This is a genomic window from Streptococcus pseudopneumoniae (assembly GCF_001072925.1).
Lineage (GTDB): Bacteria > Bacillota > Bacilli > Lactobacillales > Streptococcaceae > Streptococcus > Streptococcus pseudopneumoniae_Q.
Window position 1 is genome coordinate 16640 of sequence record NZ_JVHE01000086.1, and the last position, 12035, is coordinate 28674.

Consider the following 12035-nt stretch of genomic DNA (forward strand, 5'->3'; position numbering starts at 1 on the left):
ATTTAATCAATATAATTCAATTTACCACGGAAATCTTCAAGGCTTTCATAACCTTTTTCCGTCATAATTTCTTTGAGTTCGTTTGTAATGCGATCAAAAGCACCTACACCTTCTTTGTGCAGGGTAGTTCCTACCTGCACCATGCTGGCACCACATAGGATATGTTCAAAAGCATCACGTCCTGTTAATACTCCACCTGTTCCGATGATTTGAATTTCTGGATTCAAGCGTTGATAAAAAGCATGGACATTAGCAAGGGCTGTTGGTTTGATGTATTCTCCACCAATCCCACCAAAGCCATTCTTAGGACGAATCACGACTGACTCATCTTCTATATAAAGACCATTTCCGATAGAGTTAACACAGTTGACAAACTTAAGTGGGTATTTGTTGAAAATCGCTGCAGCTTGATCAAAATGAACAATATCAAAATAAGGTGGAAGCTTAATTCCTAGAGGTTTTGTAAAATACTTAAAGACTTCTGATAAGATGCGATCTGTAGTTTCAAAGTCATAGGCAATCTGTGGCTTACCTGGAACATTTGGACATGAGAGATTGAGTTCAGTTAGACCTCGAAAATCACTTTCTTGAACCTTTTTCAAAATGATATGAGTTTCCTCTGGAGACATGCCAACTAGAGATAGGAAGAAAGTACGGTTTGGCTCTTTTTCTTGCAAGTCCAAAAGATAGTCCAGATAGTAGTCTAAACCATTATTTGGTAGCCCCATAGAGTTGATAGAACCGAGTGGAACATCTTGATAACGTGGTTCCGGATTTCCCTGACGAAATTCCAAGGTTGCTGTTTTAGTGACAAAGGTTCCTGCTGCTGAGTTTTTGACACCTTCCAACTCCTCAACTGTCATACAAGCAACTCCTGCTGCATTCATCAAGCAATTGTCAAACTCAAAACCAGCAATCTGTGTTTTAGTTGATACCATGATTCTGTTCCTCCAGATTCCTTTTTATGTCTATTATTATACCATACTTTGACTTTTGCTTTTCAATAAAACCATTTCCATAGAAAAGGTTCGTTTTTTAGCATGTTCTGAATCAGTCGTTTTAAATTGAAAGAATTTTTAGAAAATTTATGTTTTTTTCTTTACACTGAAAAAATTTTCTGCTATAATGTCTCATGTAATAAAATATGACAACAAAAAGGAGAACGATATGACATCTGCTAAAGAATATATCCAAAGCGTGTTTGAAACTGTAAAAGCTCGTAACGGGCATGAGGCTGAATTTCTCCAGGCGGTTGAAGAATTCTTCAGCACTTTGGAGCCTGTCTTTGAAAAACACCCTGAGTATATTGAAGAAAATATCTTGGCACGTATCACAGAACCTGAGCGCGTGATTTCTTTCCGTGTTCCTTGGGTTGACCGTGATGGAAAAGTTCAAGTTAACCGTGGTTACCGTGTTCAATTTAACTCAGCTGTTGGACCATATAAAGGCGGACTTCGTTTCCACCCAACTGTAAACCAAGGGATCTTGAAATTCCTCGGATTCGAACAAATCTTTAAAAACGTTTTGACTGGACTGCCAATCGGTGGTGGTAAAGGTGGATCAGACTTCGATCCTAAAGGCAAAACTGATGCTGAAGTGATGCGCTTCTGCCAAAGCTTCATGACTGAATTGCAAAAATACATCGGACCATCCCTTGACGTACCTGCTGGTGATATCGGTGTTGGTGGACGTGAGATTGGTTACCTTTACGGACAATACAAACGCCTCAACCAATTTGATGCTGGTGTCTTGACTGGTAAACCTCTTGGATTTGGTGGTAGCTTGATCCGTCCAGAAGCAACTGGTTACGGTTTGGTTTACTACACTGAAGAAATGCTTAGAGCAAACGACAATAGCTTTGCTGGTAAGAAAGTTGTGATTTCAGGTTCTGGTAACGTAGCTCAATACGCTCTTCAAAAAGCAACTGAACTTGGTGCAACTGTTATCTCTGTATCTGACTCAAATGGTTATGTCATCGATGAAAATGGTATCGACTTTGACCTTCTTACAGATGTTAAGGAAAAACGTCGTGCTCGTTTGACTGAGTACGCTGCAGAAAAACCAACTGCTACTTACTACGAAGGTTCTGTATGGACTTATACTGGAAACTACGATATTGCTCTTCCATGTGCGACTCAAAACGAGATTAACGGTGAAGCTGCGAAACGCTTGGTTGCTCAAGGAGTTATCTGTGTATCTGAAGGTGCTAACATGCCTAGCGACCTTGAAGCTATCAAAGTCTACAAGGAAAATGGAATCCTTTACGGACCTGCCAAAGCTGCCAATGCTGGTGGTGTAGCTGTATCTGCTCTTGAAATGAGCCAAAACAGCCTTCGCCTTTCATGGACACGTGAAGAAGTTGACGGTCGCTTGAAAGACATCATGACTAACATCTTTAACACAGCTAAAACAACTGCAGAAACTTACGGTCTTGGAACTGACTACCTTGCAGGTGCAAATATTGCAGCCTTTGAAAACGTAGCAAACGCTATGATTGCCCAAGGGATTGTTTAAGATAAAATATGCTGAATCCTCAATCACTCTGATTGGGGATTTTTATTTTGGTTTTAAAAAAGCTCACTAAATTTTTTAGTGAACTTAAAATTAATAGTTATTTTACGATAACTAAGGCAAAAGAAAGACATTCTACAATTTCATTTGTTACTTTATCAATGTTTATATCTTCTTTGTCATTTATAATCATAGGAACAATATAAGAAAGACTTAAAGCTAAAATATAGCGAACGATCCTTTCATTTGACCAATCTCGAATAACACCATTTTTTTTAAACTGATTCAAAACTGGTGTAATTGGATTAATGATAGAATGAACAATAATATTTCCTAACTCTTCAGAAATAGATTTATCAATCAGTGAACGACTCAAAAGAATTTTAACTTGCATTTTATTGTTATGAATAAAGACTAACCTATCCTGAACGATGCTTCTTAGAAAAAGTGAAAAGGTTTCTTGCCCTATTGTAAATCTCTTATCTGAAAAATCAGCAATGGCCTCTGGAATGACTTGTTCAAGAAATCTAGATAAAATAGCATCTAGGATACCTTCCTTGGTTTTAAAATAACTAAAAACGGTTCCTTCTGAGACGCCAGCATGTTCAGCAATAAGATTAGATGTTGTATTTTCAAAACCAATCTCGGAAAATAATTTTAAACTGGATATTAATACTTGACGTTGTTTTAAACTTAATTCACTGCTTTTTAATGTCTCAGCAAACTTATATTCTATACTTTCCATTCCTGCCCCCTCTATCTACTCTCTTATTTTAATAATTCTTTTACCACGGGTATGTCCTAATTTTAGACTACGATATGCCTCTCTAACTGACTCCAGAGAAAAACTATACTCTTTCTCAATATTCAGCTGAACTTTTCCATCTGAGACCATCTCCTCTAGAATTTTAAAATCATCATAAGTGGAATGTCTCGGACCTGTGAACTGAGCTCCTCTTATTAAAACATATGGTGAAGGTACTAAAGTTCCAATATCAGTTCCGTTCAATCCAAGATGGAAAGCTAACTTAACGTAATCACCACCATAGCAATCCAAGAATTTTGTAATAGGTTTTGGAGCTACTGATAAAAGAGACTTTTGGACATCCCCTTCATAAGATACTGGTATAGCACCTAATGATTCTAGATATTCTGAATTTTTCTTGCTCGCAATACCAATAACAGTTGCGCCCTTAGCAACCGCATACTGTACTGCAATGCTACCAATGCCACCTGAAGCTGCTGAAATAACTACAACATCTTTAGAATTTAAATTAATTCTTCTAAAAGCACCACCGACTGTTAAAGAAGCCACCCCCATAGTAGCAGCATGATACATATCAATATTGTCTGGTTTCAATGCAATTTCTGATTCGCTAACACAAATTTCTGTTGCTAACGCACCCCTCTTAGTACCAAGTCCAGGATCACTTATTATTGTTCCAAAAACCTTATCACCTACTGAAAATCGACTCACTCCATCACCAATTTCTGTGATAACACCAGCAAAATCCCTAGCGATACCTCTTGGAAATAAAGATGATTTTGATTCAAACCAACGACCTGGTTGTTTTAATTTTGTCAAAAAACTCAAAAAACGAAGTGGCTTCGCCCCCTCGAAAGTTTTGTAATCAATAGGATTTAGACCAACAGCAAATACTTTTACTCTAACTTGATTCATTCCTAATGATTCAGATATAATATTTACTAAATCTAGAACTTTTTCATCACCAAAACGATTATACTGTATTGCTTTAATAACCATTATCTAATTCTCCTAATCCCTAACAAAATTGAGTGAGCACTCAATTAATTTTTATATATTATACGCTTATTCTTCAAAGAAATCAACTGCTCTATGACTTTAAACAAAAAAATCTACCAAAAATGGTAGATTTTTTCTTACAATTTGCCTGCTACTGCATCCAACAATTCTTGGATTTTCGCTTGATTGCTTCCTCCCGCCATGGCCATGTCTGGTTTACCACCACCACGTCCATCGACGATTGGAGCCAATTCTTTAATCACATTACCTGCGTGTACCTCTTTTGTCTTGCTTGCAACAAGGACATTGACCTTGTCACCGATAGCTGCGACAAGAACAAGGACATCAGAGTAATCTTTTTGTTTCCAGTTATCCGCAAAGGTACGAAGGGCACCTGCATCTGATACTGAAACTTGGCTGGCAATGTAACGGTGGCCATTTGCTTCTTGAACATTCTTGAAGACATCGCCTGCTGCAGCTGCTGCCGCTTTTTCCTTCAATTCTGCATTTTCTTTTTGCAATTGACGGAGTTGTTCTTGAAGGCCTTCCACCTTATGAGGGACTTCCTTGAGTTGAGGTGCTTTCAAGGTTGCTGCTACTGCTTTCAGTGCATCTTCTTGTTCACGATAAGCTTCGAAGGCTTCCTTACCAGTCACTGCCAAGATACGACGAGTTCCTGATCCGATACCTTCTTCTTTAACAATCTTGAAGAGGCCGATTTCAGAAGTATTGCCAACGTGGGTACCACCACAAAGCTCTACTGAGTAGTCACCGATAGTGACAACGCGAACTTCCTTACCGTATTTCTCACCAAAGAGGGCCATAGCTCCCATTTCTTTAGCTGTGTCAATATCAGTCTCAACTGTTTCTACTGCGATGGCTTTCCAAATCTTCTCATTGACTTGTTGTTCAATAGCACGCAATTCTTCAGGAGTGACAGCTTGGAAGTGAGTGAAGTCAAAGCGAAGGAATTCTACTTCATTAAGTGAACCTGCTTGAGTTGCATGATGGCCAAGAATATTATGAAGAGCCGCATGGAGCAAGTGAGTGGCTGTGTGGTTCTTCATGACACGATGACGACGATTGCTATCGATAGCCAAAGTGTATTCTTGGTTCAAAGCAAGAGGAGCAAGAACTTCAACGGTGTGCAATGCTTGTCCGTTTGGTGCTTTTTGAACGTCTGTTACAGTCGCTACGACATTTCCTGCAGCATCCAAGATTTGACCATGGTCCGCAACTTGTCCACCCATTTCAGCGTAAAAAGGTGTTTCTGCAAAGATAAGAGAGGCATTTCCTTCATCTACAGCTTCTACTTCAGCATTGTCCGCTACGATAGCCACTAACTTAGAAGACAATTGACTAGCATTGTAGTTGAAGACACTTTCTACAGTGATGTTTTGAAGGGTTTCATTTTGCATACCCATTGAGCCACCCTTGACAGCTGACGCACGCGCGCGCTCTTGCTGTTCTTTCATGGCTGCTTCGAAACCTTCACGGTCTACAGTCATCCCTGCTTCTTCAGCGATTTCTTCTGTCAATTCCACTGGGAATCCGTATGTATCATAGAGTTTAAAGACATCTTGACCGGCGATGACAGATTGACCTTTTTCTTTCAAGTCTGCTACGATACCTTGGGCAAAGTGTTGACCTGAGTGAAGAGTACGAGCAAATGACTCTTCTTCGCTCTTAACGATTTTCTCAATAAAGTCACGTTTTTCAAGCACTTCTGGGTAGTAGCTTTCCATGATTTTTCCAACAGTTGGAACGAGTTTGTAAAGGAAAGGCTCATTGATACCCAATTTTTGACCATGCATAGAGGCACGACGAAGAAGACGACGGAGGACATAACCACGACCTTCATTTCCAGGAAGGGCACCATCACCAATCGCAAATGAAAGAGAACGGATATGGTCTGCAATAACCTTGAAGCTCATGTTGTCGCCATCTTGGTCGTAAACCTTACCAGATAATTTCTCAACTTCACGAATGATTGGCATGAAGAGGTCTGTTTCAAAGTTTGTCTTAGCCCCTTGGATAACCGCCACCAAACGCTCCAAACCAGCGCCCGTATCAATGTTTTTGTGTGGCAATTCTTTGTACTCGCTACGAGGAACAGCAGGGTCAGCGTTAAATTGTGACAATACAATGTTCCAGATTTCGATATAACGGTCGTTTTCGATATCTTCTGCAAGAAGACGAAGACCGATATTTTCTGGGTCAAAAGCTTCTCCACGGTCGAAGAAGATTTCTGTATCAGGTCCAGAAGGTCCCGCACCGATTTCCCAGAAGTTGTCTTCGATTGGGATCAAATGACTTGGATCTACTCCCACTTCAATCCAGCGGTTGTATGAATCCTTATCATCTGGATAATAAGTCATGTAAAGTTTGTCTTTAGGGAAGTCAAACCACTCAGGACTTGTCAAAAGCTCATAAGCCCATGTAATTGCTTCGTCACGGAAGTAATCCCCGATTGAGAAGTTCCCCAACATTTCAAACATAGTATGGTGACGGGCAGTCTTACCTACGTTTTCGATATCGTTGGTACGGATAGCCTTTTGAGCATTGGTAATACGTGGATTTTCAGGAATGATAGTTCCATCAAAGTATTTTTTAAGAGTAGCAACCCCTGAGTTGATCCACAAAAGTGTTGGGTCGTTTACTGGAACCAAGCTAACGGATGGTTCTACTGAGTGGCCTTTTGTAGCCCAGAAATCAAGCCACATTTGGCGGACTTGTGCACTAGATAATTGTTTCATATGTATCTCCTTTTTACTAATTTGATTGGCTTTCTAGCATTTCCACATAGTCGATAGCGACACAGAGGGAAATGACTAGGTCTGCATAAGATTCGTCATAGACGGTTACGGTATAGGTAGAGGTTAAATGGAAGAGTTCCTTGGTAATCTCAGCAATCACTTGGTCACGGTCGTCCAGCAATTTAAAATTTAAATCCCAGACATTTCCTTCGATGCGAAGGCCGAGATTGTCAAACTCATACTTATCTCTGAAGAAAGTCAACTTCTTTCGGATATAAAAATGATCTCCATTACTGAGTTGAATCTCAAAACGAGGTAGGAAAGTTAAGACTTCCTTACTAATCTCACTGACCTGTTCACCAGCAACATCATAGATGGTAAAGGTTTTAGGAATCTTAAAAAATGAACCTTCAACCTGATAGGCGACATTGCCCATTTCATCCTTGATATCAAAGCGTTCACCACCTAGGCGAAATTTTTGTTTGACAAGAAATGTTCTCATAAACACCTCCAAAAATAAAAGACAAATCCATATCACGAAGGGCGAAAAACCGCGGTACCACCTTCATTCAATGAACTTGTCATTCTTTGATTCTTATGCAATTGTTAGATTGAGTAGCATGATTTTCTATCTTAGATGGCTCGCAGCACCGCCAATTCTCTGAACTAAGATGGAGAGAAAATCAATTCTCAACTTTCTTATTATATCGTTTTTTTAAGTCTGCGTCAACTGGAAATAATCCTCATTTAAATAACCAACTCCCTATATCTCTGGTTACTTTTTCAGGATATATTTTTTCTTACTACCATTTTTCTTTTTATCCCAACTTTTATTCCAAAGTTTTGAATTGTTAAAGATAGCTTCGAAAATATTTACAAATATAAAGAACCCTATCACCAAATGTATGGAATCAGTTGTTAGGTATTGTCGATCCAAACCATCCTTTAGATAGAATAGTATAACAGTTTGCTGAACAATCAAAAAGGTTGGCCAATAACTTTTTTTGAAAAAAGTAGACATTTTCATGATTTGTTACCGCTTTCTATTATTATAAACTTAGTATACTACTAGGCTATAAAATAAGCAAATAGGATAGTAAAAATACACAGCTATAGAACTATTCAAAAAACGAACCAGTTTAACTGATTCGTTCTTTTTGTTTACTCCTACTTCCGATACATTTTAAATTGTAGGAAGAGGTCGCTGTAGATACCTGTCCATTTATGGTCAAATTTCTCATAGACCTCTAGGTGTTTCATAGTGTCTGCGTCTGGATAGAAGGACTTGTCCTCTTTGGTCTCCTCAGGGAGCATTTCCTTAGCAGCATTGTTTGGTGTTGAATAGCCGACATATTCTGCATTTTTGAGAGCATTTTCGGGTTTCAACATAAAGTTGATAAAGGCATAGGCTGCGTCTTGGTTTTTGACTGTTTTGGGAATGACCATATTGTCAAACCAGAGATTACTTGCCTCTGTCGGTACGACATAGCGAAGATTTTCATTTTTCTCTAGCATCTGACTGGCTTCACCAGAGAAGGTCACACCTATAGCAGCGTTATTCTGAATCATGTACCCCTTCATCTCATCCGCCACAATAGCCTTGATATTTGGAGTTAGCTTATAGAGCTTATCTACCGTTTCTTCCAACTGCTGTGGATCTTTAGAGTTGAGGCTATAGCCTAGTGAGTTAAGACCTAAACCAAGTACTTCACGCGCCCCATCAAAAAGCATAATGGAGTTTTTATACTCTGGCTTCCAAAGGTCGTCCCAGTGTTCAGGTGCTTCCTCTACCATAGTTTCATTGTAGACAATTCCCAAGGTCCCCCAGAAGTATGGGATAGAGTACTGGTTGTTGGGATCAAAGGACTGATTGAGAAACTCTGGACCGATATTCTCAATGCCCTCAATCTTACTATAATCCAGTGGAACTAGAAGGTCTTCGTCCTTCATTTTGTTAATCATGTACTCACTCGGGATAGCAATATCATAGGTTGTTCCACCCTGCTTGATTTTCGTGTACATGGCTTCATTGGAGTCAAAGGTTTCGTACTGAACTTGGATTCCTGTTTCTTCTGTAAATTTCTCGAGAAGTTCAGGGGCGATATAGTCTCCCCAGTTGTAGATAACCAATTTTTGACTATCGCGACTATTGATTTTACTGTCAAGATGGTAAGAAATTCCCCACAAGACAAGGATAATCGCTAGAATTCCTGCTAAAAATGAATAGAGTCGTTTCATGCTTGCTCCTCCTTCTCACGTGAAATGAAGTAATATCCGACAACTAGGATAATACTAAAGAGAAAGACCAAGGCTGAAAGAGCATTGATTTCCAGCGAAATTCCCTTACGAGCCCGAGAGTAGATCTCGACTGAGAGGGTTGAAAAGCCATTCCCCGTTACAAAGAAGGTCACGGCAAAGTCATCTAGGGAATAGGTGAAAGCCATGAAGTAACCTGCAATGATAGACGGTGTTAGGTAAGGAAGCATAATTTCCTTAAACATCTGGAACTGGCTAGCTCCAAGGTCATAGGCCGCATGGATCATATCCCCATTCATCTCTTTCAATCGAGGCAAGACCATAAGCACTACGATTGGAATGGAGAAGGCCACATGACTAGACAGAACTGTCAAAAATCCAAGTGAAAACTTGAGTTGTGTAAAGAGAATCAAGAAACTAGCACCAATCATAACGTCTGGTGCAACCATCAAAATGTTATTGAGTGATAGGAAGGCTTCTTGATATTTTTTACGTGATTGGTAGATGTAGATAGCACCGAAAGTCCCAATAACAGTCGCAATCAGGGCTGATAGGAAGGCTAGTAAAAAGGTTTGAACCAAGATCAGCATGAGTCTTCCATCGCCAAACATAGTTTCAAAGTGAGACAAACTAAAGCCTGTAAAGCTATTCATATCATCCCCAGCATTGAAGGCATAACCAATCAAGTAAAAGATTGGCAGATAGAGGACGATAAAGACAAAGGCTAGATAAAGATTTGATAATTTTTTCATCGTTCTCTCCTTTCCTTAGTCACCCACATGGTGATAAACATGGTCAGGATAAGAACAACACCAATAGTTGAACCCATACCGTAATTATCGTTTGTCAGGAAATTCTGCTCGATAGCAGTTCCCAAGGTGATCACTCGGTTCCCCCCAATCAAACGGGTCAACATAAAGAGACTTAAACTCGGGATAAAGACAGATTGGACACCACTTCGCACTCCATTCATAGACAGAGGGAAGATGACATGACGGAAAGTCTCCCACTTGGTTGCACCGAGGTCATAGCTAGCATTAATGAGGTTATTATCCATATCATCCAAGACATTGAAGATAGGCAAAATCATAAATGGAAGCTCGATGTAGCTTGCAACAAAGATAAATGAGAAATCCGTAAAGAGCAACTGCTGCGATCCGATTCCAATAAATTCTAGGAATTGGTTGATAGAACCATTTTGCCCAAAAATCCCGATAAAGGCATAAGCCTTAAGAAGTAGGTTGATCCAGGTTGGCAAGATGATTAGCATGAGCCAGAGTTGACGGTGTTTGAGACGGGTCAAAAAGAGGGCTGTTGGATAGCTGATAAGTAGCGTCACTAGAGTTACAATTCCTGCATAGAGGACTGAGTTAAAACTCATTTTGAGATAGGTCAAGTTTTGTGACGCAAAATAGGATTTATAGTTTTCTAAACTGAATTGGCCTTCAATGTTGAAAAAGGATTGTCCAAAAATCAAGACCAACGGTGCCAATACAAAGAGCACAATCCAAAGCATGTAGGGCACTACAAAGAGTTTAGAGGTTGTTTTCTTCATCTCTTTCCTCCTCGATAGCGTTGATCAAACCTGCTTCTTGCTCTTCGATTTCTACGTACTCTTCGATACGTGCATCGAACTCTTCTTCTGTTTCATTGAGACGCATGATGTGGATGTCTTCTGGTTCAAAGTCCAAACCGATTTCCTCACCAACGATAGCCTTACGAGTTGAGTGAATCATCCATTCATTGCCAAGTTCATCATAGGCAATAATCTCATAGTGAACCCCACGGAAAAGTTGGGTATCAACCTTCACTTGGAGCTTCCCTTCTTCTGGAAGGGTAATGCGCAAGTCCTCTGGACGAATAACGACTTCGACCGGTTCATTTGGCTTCATACCACCATCGACCGCTTCAAAGCGTTTGCCGTTAAACTCGACTAAATAATCCTCAATCATGGTCCCTGGCAAGATATTTGATTCACCAATGAAGGTGGCAACAAAGTGGTTGATTGGCTCGTCGTAGATATCAACTGGTGTACCAGACTGAACGATTTCACCGTCATTCATGACGAAAATCCAGTCACTCATAGCCAAGGCTTCTTCTTGATCGTGGGTAACAAAGACAAAGGTAATGCCCAATCGCTGTTGCAGTTCACGCAGTTCGTACTGCATATCTGTTCGCAACTTCAAGTCCAAGGCTGACAAAGGTTCATCCAACAAGACCACACGAGGCTGGTTGATAATCGCACGCGCAATAGCTACACGCTGGCGTTGTCCTCCAGAAAGCTTACGAATAGAACGTTTTTCGAAACCTTCCAACTGTACCATCTTGAGAACTTCTAATACACGTTGTTCGATTTCTTTTTTATCGACCTTACGCAAACGCAATGGAAAGGCAACATTTTCAAAGACATTCATATGCGGAAACAAGGCGTAAGATTGGAAGACAGTATGAACATCGCGCTTATTAGTTGGGATATCATTGATTCGCACGCCATCCAGTAAAATATCTCCAGTCGTTGCGTCTAGCAAACCTGCAATGATATTTAGGATGGTTGATTTACCAGATCCTGAGGCACCGAGAAGTGTGTAGAACTTCCCTTCTTCCAACTCAAAGTTAATATCCTTGAGAACCTTGGTGTTGCTATCTTCAAAAACTTTAGAAACGTTTCTGAATTCGATGATTGGTTTTTTCAATTGTCATTTATTCCTTCTTTTTCATAGATTAACAGATCAGGGCTCTGTCAGGCC

At 39.9% G+C, this 12035-nt stretch carries 11 protein-coding genes; 1 reads left to right on the plus strand and 10 read right to left on the minus strand.

Annotated features, from left to right (window positions below; genetic code table 11):
- Window positions 1-2: 2 nt before the first annotated feature.
- Window positions 3-938 (minus strand): dihydroorotate oxidase, encoded by a 936-nt coding sequence (locus ADH81_RS04990; protein ID WP_049526946.1) that lies wholly within the window; start codon window positions 936-938, stop codon window positions 3-5.
- A 229-nt stretch (window positions 939-1167) separates the two neighbouring features.
- Here ADH81_RS04990 and gdhA point away from each other — a divergent pair, with 229 nt between their 5' ends.
- Complete coding sequence (gene gdhA, locus ADH81_RS04995; protein WP_049526948.1) at window positions 1168-2514, plus strand: NADP-specific glutamate dehydrogenase; 1347 nt, start codon at window positions 1168-1170, stop codon at window positions 2512-2514.
- A 97-nt stretch (window positions 2515-2611) separates the two neighbouring features.
- On the opposite strand, the gene ADH81_RS05000 is transcribed toward gdhA, so the two are convergent.
- From ADH81_RS05000 to ADH81_RS05040, 9 genes are all read right to left on the minus strand, one after another.
- Complete coding sequence (locus ADH81_RS05000; protein WP_049526949.1) at window positions 2612-3256, minus strand: TetR/AcrR family transcriptional regulator; 645 nt, start codon at window positions 3254-3256, stop codon at window positions 2612-2614.
- A 15-nt stretch (window positions 3257-3271) separates the two neighbouring features.
- Entirely contained in the window at window positions 3272-4276 is a 1005-nt protein-coding gene (locus ADH81_RS05005; RefSeq protein WP_000234814.1) for an NADP-dependent oxidoreductase, read from the minus strand.
- A 137-nt stretch (window positions 4277-4413) separates the two neighbouring features.
- On the minus strand, window positions 4414-7032 hold the full coding sequence (gene alaS, locus ADH81_RS05010) for an alanine--tRNA ligase (RefSeq protein WP_049526951.1): 2619 nt from the start codon (window positions 7030-7032) through the stop codon (window positions 4414-4416).
- Window positions 7033-7048: 16 nt separating this feature from the next.
- Window positions 7049-7534, minus strand: a complete 486-nt coding sequence (locus ADH81_RS05015; RefSeq protein ID WP_001258742.1) for an LURP-one-related/scramblase family protein — start codon at window positions 7532-7534, stop codon at window positions 7049-7051.
- Window positions 7535-7807: 273 nt separating this feature from the next.
- A complete protein-coding gene (locus ADH81_RS11320; RefSeq protein WP_049526953.1) occupies window positions 7808-8059 on the minus strand; it encodes a hypothetical protein in 252 nt (83 codons plus the stop codon).
- Window positions 8060-8199: 140 nt separating this feature from the next.
- On the minus strand, window positions 8200-9270 hold the full coding sequence (locus ADH81_RS05025) for an ABC transporter substrate-binding protein (RefSeq protein ID WP_049508863.1): 1071 nt from the start codon (window positions 9268-9270) through the stop codon (window positions 8200-8202).
- Entirely contained in the window at window positions 9267-10040 is a 774-nt protein-coding gene (locus ADH81_RS05030; RefSeq protein WP_045763347.1) for an ABC transporter permease, read from the minus strand. Before ADH81_RS05030 ends, ADH81_RS05025 begins: the two co-directional genes overlap by 4 nt.
- Window positions 10037-10843 (minus strand): ABC transporter permease, encoded by an 807-nt coding sequence (locus ADH81_RS05035; RefSeq protein WP_000754123.1) that lies wholly within the window; start codon window positions 10841-10843, stop codon window positions 10037-10039. Before ADH81_RS05035 ends, ADH81_RS05030 begins: the two co-directional genes overlap by 4 nt.
- Window positions 10824-11981: an ABC transporter ATP-binding protein gene (locus tag ADH81_RS05040; protein WP_049526954.1), complete on the minus strand. Its 1158-nt coding sequence runs from the start codon at window positions 11979-11981 to the stop codon at window positions 10824-10826. Before ADH81_RS05040 ends, ADH81_RS05035 begins: the two co-directional genes overlap by 20 nt.
- Between the last annotated feature and the right edge of the window lie 54 nt (window positions 11982-12035).